Below are 24,616 nucleotides of genomic sequence, written 5' to 3'. Positions count from 1 at the left end.
ATGCCGTCAGGCGCCGGGGGGGTGACGGTGTGTCAGGCGCCGGGCGGCAGCGTGAAGTCGAAGACGGCCGAGTCGAAGGCCGTGTAGTCCTCGTAACCGAGGACTTCGTAGAGCCGGGAGCGGGTCTGCATCCGCGGCAGCAGGGATTCCTGGGTGCCGTCGGCGGCGAGTGTGCGCAAGCCCTCCTCGATGGCACCGTTGGCGAGGCGGAAGAGGGTGACCGGGTAGAGGGCGATGTTGTAGCCGAGGTTCTCCAGCTCGGCCGCGGTGAGCAGCCGGCTCTTCCCGAATTCGGTCATGTTGGCGAGCAGCGGCACGTCCACGGCGGCGCGGAAGGCCGCGAACTCGCCCTCGTCCGCGAGCGCTTCGGGGAAGACCGCGTCGGCGCCCGCGTCCACGTACGCCTTGGCGCGCTCGATCGCCGCGTCCAGCCCCTCGACGGCGCGGGCGTCGGTGCGGGCCATCAGCAGGAAGCCGTCGTCGCGCCGGGCGTCGGCCGCGGCCCGTACCCGCTGGACCATCTCGTCCCGGGACACGAGCGTCTTGCCGTCGAGGTGGCCGCAGCGCTTGACGGCGACCTGGTCCTCCAGGTGCATTCCGGCCAGGCCCGCGTCCTCGAAGAGCTGGACGGTGCGGGCGGCGTTGACCGGGGCGCCGAAGCCGGTGTCGCCGTCGATCAACACCGGCAGGTCGGTGACCCGGGTGACCTGCTGGGCGCGGGCGGCGATCTCGGTCGACGTCGTCAACCCGATGTCGGGCAGGCAGAGTTCGGCGGCGAGTACGGCGCCGGACAGATACGCCGCCTCGAAGCCGTGGTTCTCGATCAGCTTGGCGGAGTACGGGTTGATCGCGCCCGGCATCTGCAACAGCCGTCCAGTGGCGAGGCGTTGACGGAACAGGGTCCGTCGCTCGGCGGGTGTGGTGCGGGTGTGCAGCATCAGAACAAGCCCTTCGGGAGCCGGGCGTCGTACGCGGCGACGGCGGCGGTGTCGACGGCCGGGAACAGACCGGTGAGTCCCGCCGTGTCGAGGTCGGCGAGGCGGCCCGCCGCGTCGAGGAAGGCGTCCTGCGCGGAGGTGGCGACGACGCCTTCGGCGAGGGTGCGGAATTTGCCGGTGTAACCGGCGCGGTCGAAGGGGCGGGCGCCCGCCGGGTGCGCGTCGGCGACGGCCAGCTCGTCCTCGATCACGGTGCCGTCGGTGAGCGTCATCACGGCTCGGCCACCGAAGGCCCGGCGCCGCGGGTCCGGGTCGTGGTAGCGGCTGGTCCACTCCGGGTCCTCGACCGTGGAGATCTTCCGCCACAGCGCGACAGTCTCCGGCCGCCGGGCCCGCTCGGGCGCGTACGACCGCTCGTGGTGCCAGGTGCCGTCCTCCAGTGCGACGGCGAAGATGTACGGCACCGAGTGGTCGAGGGTCTCGCGGCTGGCCTCGGGGTCGTACTTCTGCGGATCGCCCGCGCCGGAGCCGATGACATGGTGCGTGTGGTGGCTGGTGTGCAGCACGATGTCCCGCACCCGCGCGAGCGGTCCGGCCTTCTCGCGCAGCCCGCGCGCCAGGTCGATGACCGCCTGCGCCTGGTACTCGGCGGAGTGCTCCTTGGTGTACGTGTCCAGGATCGCGCGCCGCGCCTCGGCCGCTTCCGGCAGGGTCACGGTGTACGACGACTGCGGCCCGTCGAGCAGCCAGGCCAGGAACCCGTCCTCGCCCTCGTAGATCGGCGCCGGCGCGCCCTCGCCGCGCATCGCCCGGTCCACCGCCTCGATCGCGGCCTTGCCCGCGAAGGCCGGCGCGAACGCCTTCCAGGAGGAGATCTCGCCCTTGCGGGACTGCCGGGTCGCCGTCGTGGTGTGCACCGCCTGGCCGACCGCCTGGTACACAGTCTCGGTCGGCAGCCGCAGCATGGCGCCGAGACCGCAGGCGGTGGCGGCGCTCAGGTGCGCGACGTGGTCGATGCGGTGGGCGTGCAGGCAGATGCCCTTCACCAGGGCGACGTGGATCTCGTAGGCGGCGACGATGCCGCGCAGCAGGTCGGCGCCGGAGCGCCCGGTGTGCTGGGCGGCGGCGAGCAGCGGCGGGATGTTGTCGCCGGGGTGGGAGTAGTCCGCGGCGAGGTAGGTGTCGTGGAAGTCCAGCTCGCGCACCGCGGTGCCGTTGGCCCAGGCCGCCCATTCGGGAGAGACCCGGTGGCCGGGGTCCGCGCCGAACACCGAAGCGCCGGGCGACGCGGCGTGCGGTACGGCCTGGGCGCGGGCGACGGCGACCGGACGCCGGCGCAGCGAGGCCATCGCGACCGAGACGTTGTCGATCACCCGGTTGACGGCCATCGCGGCAGCCTCCGGGTCCAGCCCGGCGGCCTCCTGGGTGCCGGTGGCGACGGCGGCCAACTTCCAGGCGAGCTGCTCCTCGCGCGGCAGCCGGTCGGCACTGGAATGGACACGTACCTGGTGGTCGATCACGGGACTCCTCGCGGTGCTCGCCGTACGGCTCTCGTACGACTCCCGCACGTTGCTCATCCGGGCCTCGTACGGGCTCTACGCACCGAGTTTTCCCACGATCCGCGTCGGACGCGACGGCTCCACGCTGCGGAATCCGTACGCCCGCGGCCTGCGAATCTGCGAACTTTGCGAAATCTGCGGATGATAGTTTCACAAAGGAGTGGCCGACAACGGCCACGACTCACGGGCGGGGCAGGGCGGGGACGGAGGCGGGGCGCGATGGCCGGACAGAAGATCTACGCGCACGCCAAGCTGCGCCGCCTGCGGGCCGAGCGCGGCATGAACCAGGTCGAGCTGGCCCGCTCGCTCGGCATCTCCACCAGCTATCTCAACCAGATCGAGCACGATCAGCGCCCGCTGACCGCCCAGGTGCTGCTGCGGATCGCCGAAGTCCTCGGTGTGGACCCGGAGTTCTTCTCCGAGGCCGCCGAGGAACACCTCACCACCGACCTGCGCGCCGCACTCGGCGACGAGGCGACCGACACCTCCGTCTCGGTCGAGGAGGTCGCCGAGGTCGTCCGCGACCACCCCGAGGTCGCCCGCGCCCTCGTGGCGCTGCACCGCCGCTACCGGGAGGCCGCGGAACAGGTCGCCGCGCTGGCCTCCTCAGACGCCCCCGGCGCACCGCTGAGCGCCCTGCCCCCGGCCGAGCCGCACGACGAGGTCCGGGACTTCTTCTACGCCCACCACAATCACGTCGAACAGCTCGACAGCGCCGCCGAGGACGCCGTACGCGACTGGGGCCTGGACTCGGCGCGCACCACGGCGGACGTCCTGCGCCGCCGGCTCGCCGAACGTCACGGCGTCACCGTCGTGGACGCCGCCCCGGAACGGTCGGCGGACGTCCGCCGCTTCGACGCCGCGCGCCGTCTGCTCTTCCTCTCCCCCTGGCTGGAAGACGGCCGCCAGGCGTTCCAACTCGCCACCCAGATCGCCCTGTTGGAGCACCGCCCGCTGCTCGACACGCTGGCCGACTCCGCCGCCTTCACCTCCGACCGGTCCGCCGCCCTGGCCCGGATCGGCCTCGCCAATTACTTCGCCGGCGCCGTCCTCATGCCTTACGCCGTTTTCCGGGCCGCCGCCGAGGAACTGCGCTACGACATCGAACTCCTCCAGGCCCGCTTCGGCGTCGGCTTCGAGACCGTCTGCCACCGCCTCAGCACCCTCCAGCGCTCCGGCGCCCGCGGCGTGCCCTTCTCCTTCCTGCGCGTCGACCGGGCCGGGAACGTCTCCAAACGCCAGTCGGCCACCGACTTCCACTTCTCCCGCTTCGGCGGCACCTGCCCGCTGTGGACGGTCTACGCCGCCTTCTCCTCCCCCGGCCGCGTCCTCACCCAGGTCGCCGAAATGCCCGACGGCAAGCGCTACTTCTGGGTCGCCCGCACCGTCACGCGCGGCGGCGCGGGCCACCGGGCCCCGCGCGCCGAATTCGCCGTCGCCCTCGGCTGCGAGCTGCGCCACGCCCACCGCCTGGTCTACGCCGAGGGCATCGCCCTGGACGACCCGCGCGCCGCCACCCCCATCGGCCTCGGCTGCCGCATCTGCGAACGCCGCGACTGCGCCCAGCGCGCCCGCCCCCCGGCCGGCGGCCGCCTGTCCGTCGACCCCGACCGCCGCACCTACGTGCCGTATCCGGTCGAGTCCGCGCCGTCCCGTTAGAGTCCTGGGATGCCCTCGTACAGCATTGGTCAGGCCGCCCGGCTGCTCGGCGTGAGTTCGGAGACGGTCCGGCGGTGGGCGGACGGTGGTCAGTTGCGGATGGAGCGGGAGGGCGGGGGCAACCGGACGATTGACGGGGTGAGTCTGGCGGCCTTCGCCACGGAGCGGGCCACGGCCCTGTCGGCGGCGCCCGAGGAGATCGCCACGTCGGTACGGAACGCGTTCGCCGGGATCGTCACGGCGGTCAGGTCGGACGAGGTGATCGCGCAGGTGGAGGTGCAGTCGGGACCGCACCGGCTGGTGTCGCTGGTGAGCCGTGAGGCGGTCGACGAGCTGGGGATCGCGGTGGGCATGGCGGTCACGGCGCGCGTGAAGTCGACCAGCGTGCACGTCGACCGCCCCGGCGGCAACGGGAGTTGAGCCCCGTGCCGGGCAGGTCAGCCGCAGAGCAGGGCCGTCCGAAGGTCCAGCTTGTTCTCCAGCTTGCTCAGGTCGCGGCCGGTGAGTGCTTCTATGCGCTGGACGCGGTAGCGCACGGTGTTGACGTGCAGGTGCAGGACCTCGGCGGTACGGGCCCAGGAACCGCTGTTGGCGAGGAAGGTCTCCAGCGTCTCCAGAAGCACGCGGTGCGATGCCGTCCGCCCGTCTGCGAGCGGTCCCAGGACCCGGGCGCGGTAGGCCGCGCGTACGGTCGCCGGGACGCCGCCGAGCAGCGCCCGCGCGGTGCTCAGGTCGGCGGCCGACATCACGTGTGACGAGCCGGGCGCGGAGGTCCGGGCGACCGTCAGGGCGTAGCGCGCCTGGACCAGGCTGCCGGCCAGCTCCCATGGTGCGGACACCACGGAGCCGAGTCCGCACTGCGCGACGAAGGCCGGCTGACGGTCGGTCAGCCACGGCCATGTCTCGCGCACTTGGGCCTCGATGTCACCGGCGGCGTCCGACCGGCCCGTCGAGGCCACGACCGCCACGGCCAGGGCTTCGTCGCCGGGGAGCCGCCCGACGGCGAAGGGCGGGCCGTCGTGGTGACGCAGCGCCTCGGTCAGCGCCGCCACGGCCATGGCACCGTCCGGACCCGCTTCCGCCCCCGGCTCCGGATCCGGGGGCGTACCCGCGTCGGCGGTCGCGCGAGCGGCGACGACGGCCACCTGATACGGCCCGTTCTCCGGCAGTCCGCAGGCCCGCAGCGCGGCGCGCAGGGCCGGGCCGTCCCCGGCCGGTGCGGCGAGAAGCGCGGCGAGTTCGCTGCCCCTGTCCACGGCCGCGCTCTCCCGGTGCGCGCGGTCGCGCCGGTGCCGGCCGAGGACGTCGGCCATCTCGTCCAGGACGCGAGGCGGGACCGCCGTGGCGTCGGGCAGGTGCAGCCACCAGGCGTCGAAGGGGGTGCTGTCCGCCGCGACCGGCAGGACGGCTCCCGCGGACCGTGCCAGGTGCTCGGCGGCGCGCGGTGCCGGCAGGACCGGGGCGCCCGGGGTGCGCGCGACGGTGCGCCCGCTCGCGGTCAGCAGATAGCAGGCGGGGTTTGCGAGGTCGGCGAAGCCGCGGCCGAGCAGGACGTCCGGTTCGGCGTCGGCGGCCAGCAGCCGGCCGAGTTCGGTACGGACGTGCTCCGGCAGGGCGTAGTGCTGGTGGGGGCGGCGGCTGAGGTCGCCCCACTGGCGCAGGTAGACGACCTCGGTGATGGCCCGGAAACTGGTGCGCGCGGGGACCGCGATGACGGGGACGCCGCCCGCGCGGCAGGCCCGTACGAGCACGTCGGGCACGGCGCCGTGGGTCTCCTCGCCGGCCAGCAGTGCGACGGCGCCCGCGGTGCGCAGCGCGGTGACGAAGCGGTCGGCCTTCGCCGGGTCGTCCTGCGGCCGCCACCAGACCAGTCCGCTGAGCACGATCTCGCCGTGCTGGAGGAACCGCCGCGGGTCCGCCAGGTCGGTCGCCGTCACTCCGCTGATCTCCCGGTCGAGCTGCTGCCGGTCGCCCCACAGCAGGGTCAGGCCCAGCCTGTCGAGCTGGAGGAGGTCGTGGACGTGCATGGGCCGACTCCTTGCGCGGTCACCGGGCGAGTGCGCGGACTTCTCACATTCACCAGGCGAGGATGAGTTCATGCATCGTAAATGCAAGCGCAATGCGACGATGACCCTCTTGTGTGATCCTCCAGCGCACGGGCCCGCCCGTGGTGTTTTTCCGTCTCCCCCGCCAGTAGTGGGCGCCGCGGACGGGTTGTTTCACTGACCGGGTCAGGGCCCGGCCGGAGCCGGACCCGTAGGACGGAGAGTGGGGAAACGGCATGGACCTCAACACGGTGGTGGAGGTGTGTGACGGCCGCGACCGGGTGCCGTGGCGGGCGGGCGACGCGTGGCTGGGCGGCGGCACGTATCTGTTCTCCGAGCCGCAGCCGCATCTGCGGCGGCTGCGCGACCTGAGCCGGATGGGCTGGGAGCCGCTGCGCCGGCTGCCCGACGGATCGCTGGAGATCGCCGCCACGTGCACCATCGCCCGGCTGTCCCGGTACGGGAAGGAGCTGGAGGCCGTCGCGGCGCCGCTGGTCGAGCAGTGCTGCCGGGCCTTCCTCGCCTCGTTCAAGATCTGGAACATGGCGACCGTCGGCGGCAATCTGTGCAACGCCCTGCCCGCGGGGCCGATGATCTCGCTGACCGCCGCGCTGGACGGCCGCTGCACCCTGCTCGCCCAGGACGGCTCCGTACGCTCCGTGTCCGTCGCGGAATTCGTGACCGGTCCCGGCACCAAGGTCCTGGCCGAGGGCGAACTGCTGCGCGCGGTCACCCTTTCCCCGCGTGCCCTGGGCTCGCGCACCGCGTTCCGGCAGGCGTCGCTCTACGGTCTGGGCCGCTCCGGCGCCCTGGTCATCGGCGCCGTCGACCCGGTGGACGCGTCCTTCGCCGTCACGATCACGGCCGCGACCGTACGCCCCTTCCGGCTGCGCTTCCCCGACGTGCCCGGGCCGGAGGCGCTGCGGGCGGCGATCGGGGCGGCCGTCGAGGACCGCGACTGGTACGACGACATCCACGGGCTGCCCGCCTGGCGCCGCCACATGGCGTTCCGGCTGGCCGAGGAGATCCGGGCCGAACTCGCCGGGGACGGCGGGCGATTCGCCTCGGGCGGTGCGCGGTGACGGACGAGGACACCGGCTTCGAGATCCACGTCAACGAGCAGCGCTTCGACACCCGCCCGCGCCCCGGCCAGTGCCTGCGCACGTATCTGCGCGAGCGCGGCTGGTTCGGGGTGAAGAAGGGGTGCGACGCCGGGGACTGCGGGGCGTGCACGGTGCACGTGGACGGCGAGCCCGTCCACAGCTGCCTCTACCCGGCCGTGCGCGCCGGGGGCCGGGCCGTCACCACCGTCGAAGGGCTGTCCAGGGACGGCGAACTCCACCCCGTCCAGCAGAAATTCCTCGACGCCCAGGGCTTCCAGTGCGGCTTCTGCACCGCGGGCTTCCTGATGACCTCCGCAGCCCTCGACGAGGACCAACTCGCCGACCTGCCCAGGGCGTTGAAGGGCAATCTGTGCCGCTGCACCGGCTACCGGGCGATCGAGGACGCGCTGCGCGGCGTCAAGCACGTGGAGGCGCCCGACGCCGGCGCGGAGGTGGGCCGCAATCTGCCCGCCCCGGCCGGGCCGAAGGTCGTCACCGGCACCGCCCGCTACACCTTCGACATCGATGTGCCGGGCCTGCTGCACATGAAGCTGCTGCGCTCGCCGCACGCCCACGCGCGGATCACCGCGATCGACACCACCGCGGCCCTGCGCGTACCCGGGGTCCACGCCGTCTTCACCCATCACGACGCGCCCGACCGGCTCTACTCCACCGCACGGCACGAGCACCCGGAGGAGGACCCGGACGACACCCGGCTGCTGGACGACACCGTGCGCTACGTCGGACAGCGCGTCGCGGCCGTCGTTGCCGACAGCGAGGCCGCCGCCGAGGAAGGGTGCCGCAGGATCGAGGTGGTCTACGAGGTGCTGCCCGCCGTGCTCGACCCGGAGGAGGCGATGCGGCCCGGCGCGCCCGTCGTGCACCGCAAGGACGCCGGCGTGGCCAGGATCGCACGGCCGATGAACAACGTCGTCGGCGAGGTGCACGGTGAGATCGGTGACGTGGCGGCCGGATTCGCCGCGGCCGATGTCGTCTACGAGGAGACGTTCCGCACCCAGCGGGTGCAGCACGCCAGCCTGGAGACCCACGGCGCGGTCGCCTGGTTCGAACAGGGCGACGACGGCGAGGAGCGGCTGACGGTGCGCTCCAGTACGCAAACGCCGTTCCTGACCCGGCGCGCTCTGTGCGCGCTGTTCGGCCTGCCGGAGGAGCGGGTGCGCGTCGTGGCGGGCCGGGTCGGCGGCGGCTTCGGCGGCAAGCAGGAGATGCTGGTGGAGGACATCGTCGCCTTCGCCGTACTGCGGCTGCGACGGCCGGTGAAACTGGAGTACACCCGCGCCGAGCAGTTCTACGGCGCCACCACCCGGCACCCGTTCCTCATCACGGTCCGGCTCGGCGCCCGCCGGGACGGCGTCCTCACCGCGATGCAGCTCCGCGTCGTCTCCAACACCGGGGCGTACGGGAATCACGGCCCGGCGGTGATGTTCCACGCCTGCGGCGAGTCGCTGTCGGTCTACCGCTGCCCCTACAAGAAGGCCGACGGCTTCGCCGTCTACACCCACACCGTCCCCGCGGGCGCCTTCCGCGGCTACGGCCTCGGCCAGGTGACGTTCGCCATGGAGTCGGCGCTGGACGAACTCGCCCGCAGGATCGGCATCGACCCGCTGGTCCTGCGGCAGAAGAACATCATCGGGCCGGACGAGCCCATGGTCACCCCCGGCGGCGAGGAGGAGGACCTGCACATCGCCAGCTACGGCCTCGACCAGTGCCTTGACATCGTCCGCACCGCGCGCGCCGAACCCGCCGCGGAGGCGCCCGCGGGCTGGCTCGTCGGCGAGGGCGCCGCGCTGGCGATGATCGCCACCGGACCGCCCGGCGGCCACATCGCCGACGCCCGCGTCACCCTGCGCGCCGACGGCACATACGACCTCGCGGTCGGCACCGCCGAATTCGGCAACGGGACCACCACCGTGCACAGCCAGATCGCGGCCGGGGAACTGCGCACCACATCGGACCGGATCACCATCCGCCAGTCGGACACCGACGTCGTACGGCACGACACCGGCGCGTTCGCCTCCACCGGCGTCGTGGTGGCGGGAAAGGCGTCCCTGCGCGCCTGCCAGGCGCTCGCGGCGTCGATCCTGGACTTCGCCGCCGGGCAGTTGGGCGTGGCCCCGGGGACGTGCGTCCTGACCGGCGAGGCCGTCACGGCGCCCGGCGGGCGGCGGCTCCCGCTCAAGGAACTGCACGCGGCGGCCCGCGCGGCGGGCCGGGAACTGGCCGCCGACGGTCACTTCGGCGGCACCCCGCGATCGGTCGCCTTCAACGCCCAGTGGTTCCGCGTCGCCGTCGACCCCGGCAGCGGCGAGATCCGCATCCTGCGCAGCGTGCACGCCGCCGACGCCGGGAAGGTCATGAACCCGATGCAATGCCGCGGCCAGGTCGAGGGCGGCGTGGCCCAGGCGCTCGGCGCGACGCTCTTCGAGAACGTACGCCTGGACGACACCGGCAGGGTCACCACCGTCGCCTTCCGCCAGTACCGGCTGCCCGCCTACGCCGATGTGCCGCGCACCGAGGTCCACTTCATGGAGACCGCGGACGCCATCGGCCCGCTCGGCGCCAAATCGATGAGCGAGAGCCCCTTCAACCCGGTCGCCCCCGCCCTGGCCAACGCCATCCGCGACGCCACAGGACTGCGCTTCACCGAACTCCCCCTGAGCCGCGACCGCATCTGGCTCGCCCTCGACCAACGCACCCGCACCGAGGAGCCGCGCAGCGGTGCGTGAGCCCGCTGTCGGACCGGACCTCGCGCACCGGTACGGGCGGACCCGGCACACGTCACCGGTGTGTGAAGTCCGGTGGCCGCTCGTCGACGAAGGCCGCCATGCCCTCCTTCTGGTCGGCGGTGGCGAACACCGCGTGGAACAGGCAGCGTTCGAAGCGGACGTCCTCGGCGAGGGCGGTCTCGAAGGCGCGGGCGACCGCTTCCTTGGCCATCATCGCGACCGGCAGGGACATCTCCGCGACGGTCGAGGCGGTCTTCATGGCCTCGGCGAGGAGATCATGGTTACCGGCCACGCCTCGCCAGGACGATTGGCCCGGCTGCGGCAGACGCTGCGGGACGCTGAGGCGGTGGCAGGACTGCTGGCCTCTGCGGGGGCGGGCGGCCAGGCACTTGCGGCGCTGCCCGGCGGCTGAGTCGAAGCTGGACGGATACCCCAGGGGTTGGCACCCGAAGCCGCGTCCTGGGCAGCCCGGGTGCGAGCATCCGGAGTAGGTGGTCCATCGCGCGGCGGGCGGCGGCGGCCAGGCCGGGGAGGTGGCCATTCCAAGCGGTGCCGCTCGCCTGAAGGATGTCGCGCACGGCCTCGTCGCGTACGGCGCGCGCGGGTTAGAGGTCGAGCAGTTGCTCGTAGAAGCCTCCGAAGCCGCGCTCGTGGTCGACGAGATGGACTTCCAGGATCCAGTGCAGGAGCTGTCCCGCCTCGTCCGTACGGCGCAGCGGCTTGTCGTTGGCGGGCAGGATGCGGGAGTCCACGTCCTCCCAGTCGTTGTACTCGGGCGGGAATTCCCCGACCAGATGACCGACGTGCCAGCCGCCGAGCCGCCAGCCGGCCTCGGCCGCGAGCCGCTCCACCTCGGCGTACAGCTGCTTGCCGGTGATGTCCGGGTCCGCCTCGAAGGCGCGGCGCCCGGCGGCGAAGACGGCCGGCAGGTCGTTCCGCAGGCAATGCTTGACCGGGTCGTCGCCGAGGACGAACGTCCGCCCGAAGTCGGCCTCGTAATCCTCGAAGATCGGTCCGAAGTCGGCGAACGCGATGTCGTCAGCGCCAATGACCCGGTCCGGCGGATTCTCGCGGTACGGCAGCAGGGTGTTGGGCCCGGATCGCACGATCCGCTTGTGCCAGTAGTGGGTGGTGCCGAACAGTTCATTGGCCACGTCGCGGATCCGGTCGCTGACCGCGCGTTCGCTCTCGCCCGCGGCGACCAGACGGCGCGCCTCGATCTCGTCGAACAACCGCGCCGCTTTGGCCTGCGCGTCCAACAGCCGTGCCGCGCGCGTGGATTCGTCCGTCACACCGCTCACGGTAGGTGCGGCCCCTCGGCACGGCAACCGGATCCCCGGTGTGCAGAGCGCGTGACCCCGGACGGTCGCGGGACGTGACAACGGCGCAACGGGCCCTCCGTAGCGCCGCCCGAGGAAGGATTCGATCACGTTTGGGGGCCAACCGTGACCATGACGATCACGCAGGTACGGACGGTCTGCTCGTACTGCGGTGTCGGCTGCGGGATGATGCTCGACGTCGGTGCCGGTCCTGACGGACGTCGCACGGTGCTGAAGGCGACTGCCGACAAGGCGAATCGGTTCCTCGCTCACCGGCCGACCCAACGCCATGGGCGGCCGGGAGACGGGATACATGGGCCCCGGCCCGCCGGGCCAACGCTCGGTGCTGTCCACCGAGGAGCGCGCCTTCGTCGAGGTGCCGTGGGGACTTTCCCTCCATCCCGGTCAAAGCACTAGAGTCACTGCTGTGCGTACGACGGGCATCGGATACCTCGAAACGGCTGCCTGGCCGCCCGAACAGGCCGGGCAGGCATGACGACCGACGCGACGCCGATTCTCACCATCGAACACGGCGCGTCTTACGAGCGCGCCCCGGTCGCCGGCATCCACACGCACGACGGCCCCAAACTCCTCTGGACCTCGACCGCCACCGTCACGATCAGCACCGGATCCCGCGACTGGCTGATCCCGCCCGGCTACGGACTCTGGATTCCCGCCGGCGTTCCTCATGCGGGCTGGATTCTGCGGGACGGCGAAGGCTCGTCGATGACCTTCGACCCCGAGCACTGCACGATCGCCTGGCCGGACGTCGCCGGCGTCCACATCAGCCCGCTGCTGGCCGAGTTGATGAATCACCTGCGCCGCGTGGAGCCCGGCGACCCGAGCCGTCCGGCGGCCGAGGCGCTCATGTTCACGCTGCTCCGCCCACTGCCGCCGCACGACATCCCGATCACGATGCCCACCGACCCGCGCGTGCGCACGATCGCGGAGCGGCTCATCGCCGACCCGTCCGACCAGCGTGAACTGGCCGCCTGGGCCGACTTCACGCATTCCAGCGTGCGTTCCCTGTCGAGACTCTTCCGCGACGAGACCGGCCTCAGCTTCGCCGAATGGCGCACCCAGGTCCGGGTGCACGCGGCGATCCAGAAACTCGCGACAGGCACTCCTGTCAACACCACGGCACGTGCGGTCGGCTACCGCAGGCCGAGCGCCTTCATCGCTGCCTTCCGGCGAGCCACCGGTCAGACCCCCGGAACGTACCTCGCCGACAACCCGTAGGGTCGCGGTCCACGATGAGAGCCGGAAGCCTCCCGTCACCCACCCGCGCACCGGGACCTGGGCCGTTTCGTTTGGATCATCGGGCTGACCAGATGAAGATGCCGGCGAAGTGGAGTCGCGACCGGCACCGACCTGTCCACCGCGCTCGACGCCCTGGTCACTGCCGAGGGCGCGGGACTGCGTCCTCGATCCCGGCCACGACCGCCTCGTCGGCTGGATCACCCACCAGGCCGTCCTCGGCGCCATGCACACCGCCGCACGCGGAACCGTACCCACCGGTGGACAGCGGTGAACCGCTGATCGGGCGGGGCCGGATGACCGCCCGTGCGTGGGCCACTGTCCGTTCCTCCCGGCCGGACGGCCGGTACGGCGTGGTCAACGGGCAGGAGCGGTGGGGGACTTGATGTAGGCGTAGTAGCCGGGCGTGTGCCGGGAGTCGGGGAGATGGACGCGGCGCCAGGTGCGGGCGTAGGAAGGTGGGCGGTGGCGGGTGGGGACGAGGACGGCCACGGGTCTGGTCCGGGCGGCGGCGACCACCCCGGCCGGGGTGATGCTGGTGTCCTGTCCTTTGGTCTGGCGGGAGGCGCAGCCGGCGTAGAAGGCCATGGGTACGGCGTGGTCGCCGGTGAGCAGGCACGGCGGGCGCACCCCGTGGGCGTGCAGGTCGTCGGCGAAGCCGTCGTACGCGGTGCGCATCGCCCGGCTGGTGGCGGCCACGCGGTCGGTGACGCTCAGTTGGATCGCCATGTGGCAGCAGAGCGCGGCCACGACCAGGCCGACCAGCACCGGGCGGAGGCGCCCGGCCGGAGCGGTGAGCAGTGCCCACAGGCCGTACGCGACAGGGAGCGCGAGCAGGGCGTAGGCGGGCAGCAGGAAACGCGGCGCCGCGTAGTCGATCATGAACAGGTAGGGAACGGCGAGGCTGGAGGCGACGAGCAGTGGCAGCAGCGCCGTGTCCCGCCGTCCGGCGCGGGCCGCGGCCACCGCGCCGCCGATCGCGGGCAGCGGCAGCACGAACCACCACAGCGCCGTGCGCCGATGGGTCCACGGCACGTCGCACGGGCGGCACAGGGTCCGGCCGTCCAGCGCGCGGATCTGGTCGTCCACCGCGAAGTTCCACCCGGTGCCGCCCTGCATGGCGCTTCCGCGGTGGAGGCGCTCGGTGAGACCGCCGTAGCGCGTGTACGCCTCGATCACCCACTCACCGCAGCCCAGGGCCACGCCCGCGACGAGGACGGCCCACAGCAGCGGGCGGCGTCCGCCGGGGACGAACAGTGCGGCCACGGCCAGCGGGGCGACCAGCCACACCGCGTCGGGCGGCCGCATCAGTCCGGTCAGCGCCACCGCCAGGCAGAGCCCGGCCAGTGCGGCACGGTCGGTGCGGTCACGCGCGGCCCGCAGGAAGCAGCCGACCGCGGCCAGTGCCCCGTACGCGCTCCACAGGTTGGGCATCACCTGGGGGCCGTAGGAGATGGTGATCCACAGTGTGGCGAACAGGCCGCCGGCCAGGGCGAGTACGGGGGCCGGCACCAGATTCCGCCAGACGCGCAGCGCGACGTACAGCGCCAGGCAGGACAGCGCCGCGAGCCACAGCCGCAGGGCGGTCGTCGAGGTCGTCAGCTCCGCGACGGGCGCCGCCAGGAACGAGATGCCGCGGGCCCGGGGCGCGCTGAAGAACGCCGCCGGGACCGATCCGCTCACCTGGCTGGTGTAGACCGTCTCGTCCCAGCCCAGGCCGGTGCCGTGCACCGTCAGCGTCACCTGGAGCAGGAAGAACGCCACGCAGACCGCGCCCAGCAACGGCGCTGAGCGCTGCGTGCCGCGACGGTCGGACAGGACTCGGGCCGGCACCCGGAACGCGGTGAGAGGGCTGGTCATGAGGTGCAGTCCTCCAGAGGGCAGACGTACACCTGGATAGATAGGAGCGGACGGCAAAAGGTTGCCCGCCGACGTCCAGCGGACCCGCATGCCGCGGATTCCCGGCGGCGTGCGGACTCATAGGAGTTCTTCACCATTCCTTCACCAACGCGTTTTGCCACTTGTTAGCTTGGGCTGGGTAGCCGCTTGGGGGGGCAGGGCGTATCTGATCAAGACGGGAAGATTGAGCATGGGGTTGCCTCCGCAGGAGACATTGTCACCACTTCGTGAGGAGAGCGCCGCCGCGCCCCAGCCGGTCAAGCGGAGGCTCTACGTCCTCGACGGACTCCGGTTGATCGCTGCCCTGATGGTTGTCTTTTACCACTACACCGGCTACAACCCGACGAACTACTGGGGCCGTTCCGACGCGGAGGTCTTCCCGGCGATCCACGGCATCACCAGCTACGGCTGGCTGGGGGTGTACCTCTTCTTCCTGATCAGCGGCTTCGTGATCTGCATGTCGAGCTGGAACCGCACCCCCCGGCAGTTCCTCTTTTCGCGCTTCACCCGCCTGTACCCCGCGTACTGGGCGGCCGTCATCCTCACCTCGGCCGTCGTCTTCCTGACGCCGAAGGCGGGACGGCTGTCGCCCCCGGAGACGCTGGCCAATCTCACGATGTTCGAGCGCGGCATGGGCGTGCCCTACGTCGACGGCGTGTACTGGACGCTCTGGGCGGAGCTGCGCTTCTACATGCTCTTCGCCGTCGTCGTCGCCTTCGGGGTGACCTATCGCCGGGTGATGACCTTCTGCGTGATCTGGATGGCCGCCTGCATCATGACCACGAGCGGGGACAACGACTTCCTGAACCAGGTCTTCGAACCCACCTACGCCCCCTTCTTCATCGGCGGCATCGGCATCTTCCTGATGTACCGGTTCGGCCCGCGCCCGGAGATCTGGCTGCTCATCGCCGCCTCCTGGCTCGACGGGCAGTTCCAGCTGGACGACCTGTCGGACACCGCCGAGGGCCACGCCCGAACCCCCGTCTACTGGGCCGTCTGCGTCGTCCTGCTTGCGCTGTTCTACGCGGTGCTCATCGCGGTGGCGCGGGGAAAGCTGGAGTTCCTCAACTGGCGGTGGCTCACCGTGGCGGGCGCCATGACGTATCCGCTGTATCTGATCCACGAGAAGATCGGCCTGGAGATCATCCTCCACAACCACAACGCGCTGCCGCCCTATCTGCTGCTGGGCCTTCTCGTCGGCGGAGCCCTGCTGAGCGCGTACCTCATCCACCGTCTGGTGGAGGAACCGGTGGCCCGCCGCCTCAGGAAGTGGCTCGCCACCCCCTGGCCCGCCATCCCCTCCGACCGTGCCTCCGAGCCACCCACCGCGGCCCCGGTCCCGGCCCCGACTCAGCTGCCGGCGTCGGCCACATCGCCGGACTTCGCCGCGAAGGTGCCCGCGGCGACGAGGCGATGATCCCCTCCGGCGAGGTCACGGACCCGACCCGACGGGCTCGTGTCCGCGAAGGCGGGGGCGCGCGGGTTGTCAGCCGCTCGACGGCTTTTGCGTAAGGTCAGGTGAATCGGTCGGCGCGCTTGTGCCACCGGGGGTGGGCGTGGCGGCACGCCTGCTGTCGAGGCGGGCGAGTGCCTGTTGGTCGGCGAGGGCGATGGCCAGTTCACCGGCGGCGGTGGGGTGCAGGGGCGCCTGGTCGGCGGTGTTCTGGACGAAGGGCTGCGGGCTGCACAGCCCGTGGCCTTCGAAATCCGGCCGGGCGGTGGTGAAGCCGAAGGCGTCCGCTCCGTTGCGCAGTACGGCGTTGAGGTCGGCGAGCCGTGACTTGAGGACTTTGGCCTTGGCTTTGGTGAGACCGTCCTTGGCGAGGCACGCCGTGTCAGTGCCGAAGGGGTCGTAGTACTGGTTGATGAGGATGTCGGGGTGGTGCGGGAGGTCGGTGAGCTGCTGGAGCAGGTCGAGGTAGTTCTGGGAGAAGGTCGCGAGCTGTTCCTTGAAGTAGGCCGTGGACGCCTTGTCGTCGCAGACCGGCGCCTTCGCGCACAGCCCGGTGAGCACGGCCCAGTTCATGTCGTTGGCGCCGATGCTGACGATGAACACCGAGGCGCCGGAGGCACGTTGCGCCAGGGCCAGTTGCGGCGGCACGGCCTGCTCGCCGCGCAGCTGTACGCCCAGGAGGCCGTCGGTGACGGTCGCGCCCTGGCAGGCGAGATTGAGCACGTTCCAGTCGTTGACCCGGGCGAGCGCTTCGGCGTAGGCGTCGGAGCTGCGGCCGCAGGTCTTGTCCAGGGCGGTGGGGTCCTCGACCAGGGGGTTGCCGATGCCGGCGGCGGTGGAGTCACCGAGGACGACGGCGTGGACACCGGTCAGTGCCGGGCCTTTGGCCGGGGCGACCGGCTGCGCCGGTGTACGTCCCACCAGGTCGTCAAGGGTGCGGACCTGCTTGAGCGCCTGCGGCGTGCCGGACGCCAGGAGATACACGCCGAGGACGTTGACAGCACACACCGTCAGTACGCTCACCGCGGTCGCCACGAGCGTGGTGCGGCGCGGCGCGCGCCGGATGCCGGCCACCGCGACCGCGACGACGGCGGCGCAGCCCGCCGCGACGACGATCTCCCAGGCGCAGTAGCGGGTCCAGCCCGCCGCGAGTTGGTGGCTCAGGTCCAGGCGCAGTGTGTCGTGGTCCCCGGACCTGACGATGTCGCCGACCTGCGAGTCGAGGGTGATGTCGGCGAGCTTCAGGCGGGGCCGGATCGGCCCCTGGAAGTGCGGCCGGGTCGCCAGGGCCTCGCCGAACAGGTCGAGTTCGCCGGGCCCGGACAGGCTCAGGTCGGGGGCGACAGCGCCGACCTCGACGGTCTGGCCGGCCGCGGTGACGGTCTGCATCGGGGTGAGGCGCACCGCCAGCCAGATCGATCCCAGGCAGACCGCGAGGAGGACGAGCACGCCCAGGACGGCGTTCCGGACGCGGCGGACCCATGGCCGGCCCGCGTCGGGGATACGGAGTCGGGGTCGGATCACAGTGCGGTCACCTCCGCGTACGCCGCCGGTGACGTGGGAATTGTCGCGTCGGCCTGGTCGGGGATCAGACCCAAGCCGCCGAAGGCGAATTCCACGGCGTAACCGGCGACGACGGCGGCCACGTAGAAGGTGCCGAGCAGGAAGAGGGCCATGCGGGCGCCGTAGTAGCGGCGGTAGATGTTCAGGATCGGCAGGATCAGCAGGTCGGCGAAGAGGAAGGCGACGACACCGCCGAAACTGATGCCGCCCTTCCACAGCACCACCGCCAGCGGGACGTTGCCGACCGAGCAGACGAACGACAGCACCGCCACCATCGGGCCGACCAGCGGCCCCCACAGCTTCGACGCCACCGGGTGACCGTCGAAGAAGAAGGACCGCCAGAAGGAATCGGGCACCCATGCGGCCACCGCGCCGGCGACGAACAGCCCGATCACCAGGTCCCGCACGATCGCCGCCCATTCCATGACGAAGACGTGGGCGACCGCCGTGAAACCGTCGCCCGACAGCAGACGCCGGGCGAAGGAACCCTGCCCCCGGACGGACATGTCCATCGCCGCGTGCCCCTCCATGGAACCCGCCACAGCACGATCGGCCTGCTCACGGGCCTGTCGCAGCAGCTTGTCGCGCAGCGCCAGCCGGAACAGAACCGCGAGCACGATGATCATGACCGGGCCCCCGGTGAATTCGGCGGCCGTGAACTGCCAGCCCATCAACAGCGCGAGAATCACCCCGAGCTCGGCCACCAGATTGGTCGAGGCGATCTCGAAGGCCATCGCGGCGGTGAAATCCGCTCCTTTACGGAACAGCGAGCGGGCCAGTGCGACGGCCGCGTACGAGCACGACGACGACGCGGCGCCGAGCGCGGACGCCCGCAGGAGGGTCGACGGCCGGTCGTCACCGAGCAGCCGGACGATCGTCGACCTGCGTACGACGGCCTGCACGACCGCGGACAGCGCGAAGCCCAGGATCAGCGCCCACGTGATCTCCCAAGCCATCGATCCCGTGATGGACAAAGCGTGCAGAACGGCGTGCATGGCTCCCATCCTCGTACGGCGGCGCGGCACAGCGGCGCAAGGGCGCGGACCGTCCGGACACCGCGGACATGCGGCGCCGCAAAGGAGAGGACGGAGAGCTGCCCGTCCCGATCCGCGTGCCCGCGCGTCCGTCTGCTCCGGTCGGTTTGCCGTGACTCCCGATCCGGTACGGGACGCTCTTCCCCGAAAACCTTTGCACAGTCTAAAGAGGGATCGCATGATCGGGAGGCCACGAACCGGCCGTACGCGGGCCGGGCAGCGTGACTCGCGCGACGGCGGCAGCCCGCCCGGCGCGGACGTCGCCGGCGCGGGACACCGCTTCCTTGGCCATCATCGCGACCGGCAGGGACATCTCCGCGACTGAACTATTGACTCGGCTCGGACTCGCGCTGCTGGAAGTCGCGTGGAGACAGTCCGTGGAAGCGGGAGAAGGCGGCGCTGAACGTGGAGAGGTGGGCGTACCCGGTCCGGCGTGCGACGGCGCTGGGCGGGGCGCCGCCGGCGAGCAGGTCGCGGGCGATGCGCATGCGTGCGGCGTAGCGCCAGCGCCCCAGCGTCATACCTGTCTCGTCACGGAAGACCCTGTGGATCTCGGCACCGACATCACCATCGCGTGTCCCGCCAGGCCCACCGATATGACGCAAGCACTCCAACGCGACAGCACGCGCGCGCGGATCGGTGGGCATCGGCAGCGACAGCGCTCGCTGCGCGGCGACCTGTTCCGCGAACAGGTCGAGGATGCGGCGGGGGTTGTGGTCGTCAGGGCGCAGTCCGGACCGGGCGCTGATCGAGCAGAACATCAAGTAGTCGTCCCATGCGGGCGAGAACCGCACTTGCAGAGGCACTGTCAGTTGGAGGTCGGCGGTACTCGCGTTGCCGAGCGGCAGGGAGACGGAGTTCTCGCGGAGGCCGGTGACATGCTCCACCTCTGCGGGGATCCAGGTCGCCGCCCCTCGCTCCCGTTCGTAGCGTTGGTTGCCGATGTCCAGGTATCCGCTGCCTCGATACATCCAGCTGAGGACGTGGATTTCGTTGGCGTGCGACGGCGTGCTGGCCGCTGGCAGCATCTCGGGCGCGGTGGGTGTGTCCGTCCTGCGCATCATCCGGATCAGGTCGTCGGTCTGTCGTGCCGCCGTTGCCCGTTGCGTCAGCCCGCCGACTCCAGGTCCGGCGGAGAGCTGCCGTCCGAACTCGTGGGGAGTCAGTCCGAACCGTCCCTTGAAGGCCCGCGTGAGGCCGTTGCGGCTGGCGAAGCCCACTCGGGCGGCCACCTGGTCCACGTCGTAACCGGCGGCGAGCAACTCCACGGCAGCGCCGAGCCGGCAGAGCAGCCGCCACTGCTCGAACGTGAGCCCGGTGTCGGCGAGGAAGTCGCGGCGAAGGGTTCGCGCTCCACAGAGCACCCGCACGGCCCATTGCTCGACCGTGAGGTCGAGCGCGGGGTCGCGGATCAGTTCCTCGGCGACTGCCCTGGCGCCGAGGGCTCGCGGCATCGTCGCCGCGGCGGACCTCTCTGAGCTCGGAATTCGCCCGGCCCCGACGGGCGCCGTCGAGCGCGAGCCCGGGCGCCGGAGCAGCTCCTCGATCGCCTCCGGGGAGTATCCGCGGCCGTTGAACGGAGTGACCTGCAGGTTGAAGAGCTGGATCAACCAGTCCTGCCAGCCGCCGGGAACGTCGAACCGCGTCAACTCCGACAGCCCCCAAGAGCCGACGCCGGCGTGAGGCCACAGCGGAAAAGCGACAGTGCCCGGCTCGGTGACGATCGCTCGTTCCGCCCAGCCTTCCGCGGGAATCCAGGCGCCTTCGCCGGCCCGGAGGCGGAGCACCGGGCCGCTGTCGAGGCGCACCTGCGCCGTGCCCGTACGGACCCAGAGCAGCAGCGGTCGAACGGGCGAATGCGCCGAGCCCAACCGCGCGGCGGGAATCGGCGGCGGGTCGCCGGCGCCCGCGGCGAACGAGGAGGGCACCACCATGTCCTAACTATGCGGCAGTCTGCGCACACCATCGTAGGTTAGGTTTGCCTAACTTTAGCAGTGCGCGCCTTCCCGACGGCGGTGCGCGACTCCCGCCCTCGAAGCGACCGGAAAGGTCCGTTCCGCGCATGCCCAAGACCTCGCGCCGACTCACCGTGCACCCGCCGACCTTGCGAGAGGTCGAGGTGGTGCGGGCTGTCGACATCACCCCGGGCATGCGCCGGATCACGCTGGGCGGTGCACAGTTGCGCGCGTTCACCACTGCGGACGGCTTCGAGCAGCCGGCCTTCGTGTCCCCCGGCTTCGACGACGACCTCGGGCTCTACTTCCCGTACCCGGGCCGGCGCGATCCGGTGCTCCCGGTCCAGGACCGGGCCAAGTTGATCGTGCCCAGGGATCCTCGACCGCTGTCGAGGGCCTACACGGTCCGCCGGTGGGACCCCGAGGCCGGTGAGCTGGACGTGGACTTCGTCAAGCACGGGGTGGGCGCGGGAACGGCATGGGCCTACCGCACCCAGCCGGGTGACCGGATCCACTTCAGCGGCCCGAGCACGTCCAAGGCGTTCCCGACCGGCGCCGACTGGTGGCTCGTGGCCGGCGACGACACCGCACTCCCGGCGATCGGCCGCCTGCTCGACGAGCTCCCGCCCGACGCCCGGGCTCAGGTGTTCATCGAGATCGCGGAGGACGCCCACCGCCAGGAGCTGCGCGAGCTGCCCGGGGTCGACGTGACGTGGTTGGTCCGCCCGGGCGCAACAGCCGGGACCGTGTCGCCGCTCACCGAGACCGTACGCAGTGCGCGGTGGTGGCCGGGCCAGGTGTTCGCGTGGCTGGCCGGCGAACACACCGCCGTCCGGGACATCCGCCGGCACTTGGTCGAGGACCGTGGCGTACCCAAGGAGGACATCGACTTCGCCGGCTACTGGCGTCGCGCCGAGGTCGTCGCGCTGGAGAACGACGGAGCGGTACCCGACCCGGAGCGGACCGTCACCCCGTTCCAGAAGCTCCACGACCTGACCGAACTCGTCGCGCCGATCGCGATCCGCACCGCCGTCGAACTGGGTGTTCCCGATCTGGTCTCCCGCGGCGTGACCGGCGTGACCGAACTGGCCGCCAAGGCCGGTGCCGACGAGCGTGCCCTGGGCAAACTGCTGCGTTATCTGCACACCCTGGACGTGGTGACCGAGACCGAGCCGGGCCATTACGCCCTGACCCCGGTCGGCGACGTCCTCACTCTTGAGTTCATCGCCGACCGCCTCCACCCCGCCGGGGTGATCGGTCGCGAGATGCTCGGGATCCACGGCCTCACCGAGTCGGTCCGCACCGGCCGGCCCGCATACGCCTCGGTCACCGGCCAGACCTTTGCCGACGTGCGAGCCGAGCAGGACTACGAGGACCGTCACCTGGAGCGCCTGGCGAAGTTCCAGCCCGCGCTGGCCGAACCGATCGCCACGTCCGACCTGCTCGCCGGAGTGCAGCACCTGGTGATCCACTCCGGCGGTGCCGGCGCGCACGCCCGTGAGTACGTCGCTGCCCACGAGAGGCTGCGCGTGACGATCTGCGCCCTGCCCGCCCAGGCCGACTGGCTGCGCCGTGACCTGCCCGCCACGATTCCCGACGAGCAGCAACGCGCGCGGGTCGGCGTGCTGGAGCAGTCCGTCTTCGAGCCCGGCCCGGCGGCCGACGCCGTACTCATCAGCCGCGCCTTCAAGACCCTGCCCGACGCCGACGCCGCTCACGCGCTGCGCCGGGCAGCCGAGAACCTCGTCCCCGGCGGACGGGTGCTGCTGATCGAGGAGGTCTTCGACACCGACGCCCTCGACGAGCACGACGGCGAGGAAGACCTGATCTGCCTGGTCTGCCACGGCTCCGGCCTTCGCACCGGAGCGGAACTGGACGCCGTCATCGTCCGGGCCGGCCTCACACGCAAGGCGGCGCACACCGTCGGCCTCGGCGCCACCGTCCATGAGCTGCTCCGCTCCACCGCCGACTGACCCCCTCCAAACCGAGAAGAAGAGAACGCCCATGAGCAACACGCCCCTGCTGAGACGCGGCGCAACCCTTGCCGCCGCGCTGATGAGCGCGTCGCTCGTCCTCACCGCCTGCGGCAGTGACGGCGACGACACCGGCGACAAGGCCGCCACGGCCCACAGCGACAAGCCCGCCGAGACCCGCAGCGTCACGGCCGAGAACGGCACCGTCAAGGTTCCCGCCGCCCCCCGGCGCGTCGTCACGATCGGCAACACCGGCCTTCCCTTCATCGATCTGGGCGGCAAGCCGGTGGGCGTCACCGAGGCGTCCGACTCCGACCTCGACGTGCTGCCGAAGGAACAGAGGACCGCGTACGAGGCAGCCGAGATCATCGGCAGCAGCGGTGGTGAGGTGGATCTCGAAAAGCTCGCCGCCCTCAAACCGGACCTCATCCTGGTCCAGTTCTCCTCGAAGGACTGGGACAAGGTCGGCAAGCGACTCGAGGCAATCGCGCCGACCGTGTCCTGGGGGCTCGACACCGAATGGAAGGCGTTCGCCGACGCGATCGCGGAGGTCGGCAATGTCGCGGACGCGCTCAGCCGGCAGAAGACGGCGTTCAAGGAGAAGGTCGCCAAGATTCAGGCGACCTACGGCAAGATCATCGACACGACCTCCTTCGTCGACGTCTCCCGCGGAAACTGGAACGATCCCGGAACGTTCTATATAGCGGACATCGGCTGCTCCGAGATCGCCCGGGACGACATCGGCCTGGACCTCCCCAAGGCGGCCGAGGGCAAGGACCCCTTGGCGTACGCGTCCCTGCCGTTCGAGCAGATCCGTGGCCTGTCCAAATATGACGTGATCACCTACCCCGTCGACGCCGACGGGGTGCCGACGAAGCCCTTCAAGCCGGTGGTCGAGACCAACACCTGGAAGGCGCTGCCCGCCGTGAAGTCCGGCCGGGCGCTGGGGCTCTTCTGCCCCGGCAACAACTCCTACGGGCCCGTCAACAGGTATCTGGACTCGCTCGACAGCGCGCTGGCGACCCTCTCGGGCAAGCAGTGACAGCCCTTGCCCTGCGACAGCACGGTCGGAGCACCGAGACGGTGCCCCGACCGCGTCGTCGTCTGCTCGGCTTGCTCGTCGTGCTGGTGGTGCTGGCGGTCCTGCTGATGCTGAGCGTCATGATCGGGTCGACGGCGATCGCGCCGTCCGTGGTGTGGGACGCGCTGTTCCACTCCTCGGCCGACACCGATCAGTTCGCGATCCGCGACTTCCGGCTGCCGCGCACGGTCGTGGGTCTGGTCGTCGGCGCCGCCCTCGGTCTGTCGGGCGCGCTGATCCAGGCGCTCACCCGTAATCCCTTGGCCGATCCTGGTGTCCTCGGCGTCCACGCCGGTGCGTCCTTCGCGGTGACGGTCGCCGTGGGGCTGCTCGGAGTCCGCGACGTACAGGGCTACATGTGGTTCGCGTTCGCGGGTGCGCTGATCGTCACGCTCCTGGTGCTCGCCTTCGGGTCGACACGGCAGGGCTCCTCGCCGGTGGTCATGGTGCTCGCGGGGGTCTGCGTCGGCGCGGTGCTCGGCGGCTTCAGGGAGGCGCTCCAACTGACCGACCCGGACGCCTTCGACGCGATGCGGAACTGGAACGCCGGGTCGATCGCGGGCCGCCCGTTGGAGGTCGTGTGGCCGGTCCTGCCGTTCTTCGCGGTGGCACTCGTCCTGGCCTTCGTGGTGTCCGGACCGCTCAACGCTCTGGCTCTGGGCGACGAACTGGCAGTCGCCCAAGGGGTCCGGCTGGTACGTACCCGTGTGCTCGCGGTGATCGCACTCACCCTCCTTGCCGGCGGCGCCACCGCGATCGCCGGACCCATCGGATTCGTCGGGCTCATGGTGCCGCACGTGGCCCGCTGGATCGTCGGCCCGGACCAGCGCTGGATCTTCGCCTACAGCGCCCTCCTGGCCCCGAGCCTGCTGCTGGTCTCCGACATCCTCGGCCGCGTCGTGACGAGACCCGGCGAGATCCCCGTGGGTATCGTCACCGCCTTCGTCGGCGCTCCCGTTCTCGTCGCGCTGGTGCGGCGGAAGAAATCGAGCGGACTGTGAACACGCACATTCCGCCGGTGGACTTCGGGC

The 24,616-nt window shown here is 71.3% G+C and carries 18 protein-coding genes and 3 pseudogenes; 12 read left to right on the top strand and 9 right to left on the bottom strand.

All coding sequences use genetic code 11. The features are described from left to right. Positions 1-32: 32 nt before the first annotated feature. Complete coding sequence (gene prpB, locus BM076_RS06915; RefSeq protein WP_093712469.1) at positions 33-938, bottom strand: methylisocitrate lyase; 906 nt, start codon at positions 936-938, stop codon at positions 33-35. Beyond that, entirely contained in the window at positions 938-2,458 is a 1,521-nt protein-coding gene (locus tag BM076_RS06910) for an MmgE/PrpD family protein (protein WP_093712468.1), read from the bottom strand. Before BM076_RS06910 ends, prpB begins: the two co-directional genes overlap by 1 nt. Positions 2,459-2,716: 258 nt before the next feature. Here BM076_RS06910 and BM076_RS06905 point away from each other — a divergent pair, with 258 nt between their 5' ends. After that, positions 2,717-4,156, top strand: coding sequence for a short-chain fatty acyl-CoA regulator family protein (locus tag BM076_RS06905; protein ID WP_093712467.1), 1,440 nt, complete (start codon positions 2,717-2,719; stop codon positions 4,154-4,156). Positions 4,157-4,165: 9 nt separating this feature from the next. Then, a complete protein-coding gene (locus tag BM076_RS06900) occupies positions 4,166-4,576 on the top strand; it encodes a TOBE domain-containing protein (protein ID WP_093712466.1) in 411 nt (136 codons plus the stop codon). A gap of 17 nt (positions 4,577-4,593) precedes the next feature. On the opposite strand, the gene BM076_RS06895 is transcribed toward BM076_RS06900, so the two are convergent. After that, positions 4,594-6,183, bottom strand: coding sequence for a PucR family transcriptional regulator (locus tag BM076_RS06895; protein ID WP_093712465.1), 1,590 nt, complete (start codon positions 6,181-6,183; stop codon positions 4,594-4,596). A gap of 254 nt (positions 6,184-6,437) precedes the next feature. Here BM076_RS06895 and BM076_RS06890 point away from each other — a divergent pair, with 254 nt between their 5' ends. Both BM076_RS06890 and BM076_RS06885 read left to right on the top strand, forming a co-directional pair. After that, positions 6,438-7,283, top strand: coding sequence for an FAD binding domain-containing protein (locus BM076_RS06890; protein ID WP_093712464.1), 846 nt, complete (start codon positions 6,438-6,440; stop codon positions 7,281-7,283). Next, on the top strand, positions 7,280-10,051 hold the full coding sequence (locus tag BM076_RS06885; RefSeq protein WP_093712463.1) for a molybdopterin-dependent oxidoreductase: 2,772 nt from the start codon (positions 7,280-7,282) through the stop codon (positions 10,049-10,051). Before BM076_RS06890 ends, BM076_RS06885 begins: the two co-directional genes overlap by 4 nt. 52 nt (positions 10,052-10,103) lie before the next feature. Here the strand turns inward: BM076_RS06885 and BM076_RS06880 are convergent. Next, positions 10,104-10,328: pseudogene (locus tag BM076_RS06880) on the bottom strand (enoyl-CoA hydratase-related protein); the annotation flags it as partial. Here BM076_RS06880 and BM076_RS37935 point away from each other — a divergent pair. After that, entirely contained in the window at positions 10,329-10,463 is a 135-nt protein-coding gene (locus tag BM076_RS37935) for a hypothetical protein (protein ID WP_265737082.1), read from the top strand. It begins immediately after the preceding pseudogene. Between the two features lie 193 nt (positions 10,464-10,656). Here the strand turns inward: BM076_RS37935 and BM076_RS06875 are convergent, their stop codons facing one another. Continuing rightward, a complete protein-coding gene (locus BM076_RS06875; RefSeq protein WP_245795815.1) occupies positions 10,657-11,343 on the bottom strand; it encodes a M24 family metallopeptidase in 687 nt (228 codons plus the stop codon). Positions 11,344-11,502: 159 nt separating this feature from the next. Between BM076_RS06875 and BM076_RS06870 the strand changes: the two are divergent. The 3 genes and pseudogenes from BM076_RS06870 to BM076_RS35990 all read left to right on the top strand — a co-directional run. Next, a pseudogene (locus BM076_RS06870) lies at positions 11,503-11,623 on the top strand (hypothetical protein); the annotation flags it as partial. 239 nt (positions 11,624-11,862) lie between these two features. After that, positions 11,863-12,609, top strand: a complete 747-nt coding sequence (locus tag BM076_RS06860) for an AraC family transcriptional regulator (protein WP_093712461.1) — start codon at positions 11,863-11,865, stop codon at positions 12,607-12,609. Between the two features lie 109 nt (positions 12,610-12,718). Beyond that, positions 12,719-12,901, top strand: a complete 183-nt coding sequence (locus BM076_RS35990; protein WP_143120537.1) for a hypothetical protein — start codon at positions 12,719-12,721, stop codon at positions 12,899-12,901. Positions 12,902-12,984: 83 nt separating this feature from the next. Here the strand turns inward: BM076_RS35990 and BM076_RS06850 are convergent, their stop codons facing one another. Beyond that, positions 12,985-14,487, bottom strand: coding sequence for a hypothetical protein (locus tag BM076_RS06850; RefSeq protein WP_245795813.1), 1,503 nt, complete (start codon positions 14,485-14,487; stop codon positions 12,985-12,987). A 229-nt stretch (positions 14,488-14,716) separates the two neighbouring features. Between BM076_RS06850 and BM076_RS06845 the strand changes: the two genes are divergently transcribed. Next, complete coding sequence (locus BM076_RS06845) at positions 14,717-15,943, top strand: acyltransferase family protein (protein WP_177246357.1); 1,227 nt, start codon at positions 14,717-14,719, stop codon at positions 15,941-15,943. A 69-nt stretch (positions 15,944-16,012) separates the two neighbouring features. Here the strand turns inward: BM076_RS06845 and BM076_RS06840 are convergent, their stop codons facing one another. The 3 genes and pseudogenes from BM076_RS06840 to BM076_RS06830 all read right to left on the bottom strand — a co-directional run bounded on the left by BM076_RS06840 (position 16,013) and on the right by BM076_RS06830 (position 20,510). Then, complete coding sequence (locus tag BM076_RS06840; protein WP_245795811.1) at positions 16,013-17,503, bottom strand: GDSL-type esterase/lipase family protein; 1,491 nt, start codon at positions 17,501-17,503, stop codon at positions 16,013-16,015. Beyond that, a pseudogene (locus tag BM076_RS06835) lies at positions 17,503-18,537 on the bottom strand (permease); the annotation flags it as partial. The gene BM076_RS06840 and the pseudogene BM076_RS06835, both read right to left, overlap by 1 nt. Positions 18,538-18,902: 365 nt before the next feature. Continuing rightward, positions 18,903-20,510, bottom strand: coding sequence for an AraC family transcriptional regulator (locus tag BM076_RS06830; RefSeq protein ID WP_093712457.1), 1,608 nt, complete (start codon positions 20,508-20,510; stop codon positions 18,903-18,905). A 128-nt stretch (positions 20,511-20,638) separates the two neighbouring features. Here BM076_RS06830 and BM076_RS06825 point away from each other — a divergent pair, with 128 nt between their 5' ends. Genes BM076_RS06825 through BM076_RS06815 form a run of 3 tightly spaced genes read left to right on the top strand, consistent with a single transcriptional unit; the run spans position 20,639 to position 24,586 of the window. Next, on the top strand, positions 20,639-22,504 hold the full coding sequence (locus BM076_RS06825) for a siderophore-interacting protein (RefSeq protein WP_093712456.1): 1,866 nt from the start codon (positions 20,639-20,641) through the stop codon (positions 22,502-22,504). Positions 22,505-22,535: 31 nt separating this feature from the next. Beyond that, positions 22,536-23,546, top strand: coding sequence for an ABC transporter substrate-binding protein (locus BM076_RS06820; protein ID WP_177246356.1), 1,011 nt, complete (start codon positions 22,536-22,538; stop codon positions 23,544-23,546). A 41-nt stretch (positions 23,547-23,587) separates the two neighbouring features. Further along, on the top strand, positions 23,588-24,586 hold the full coding sequence (locus BM076_RS06815) for a FecCD family ABC transporter permease (protein ID WP_245795810.1): 999 nt from the start codon (positions 23,588-23,590) through the stop codon (positions 24,584-24,586). Positions 24,587-24,616 lie beyond the last annotated feature (30 nt).

It is taken from the genome of Actinacidiphila alni, assembly GCF_900112845.1.
GTDB lineage: Bacteria > Actinomycetota > Actinomycetes > Streptomycetales > Streptomycetaceae > Actinacidiphila > Actinacidiphila alni.
The sequence above is the reverse complement of the archived record's forward strand: the minus strand, read 5'-3'. Positions and strand labels throughout refer to the sequence as shown.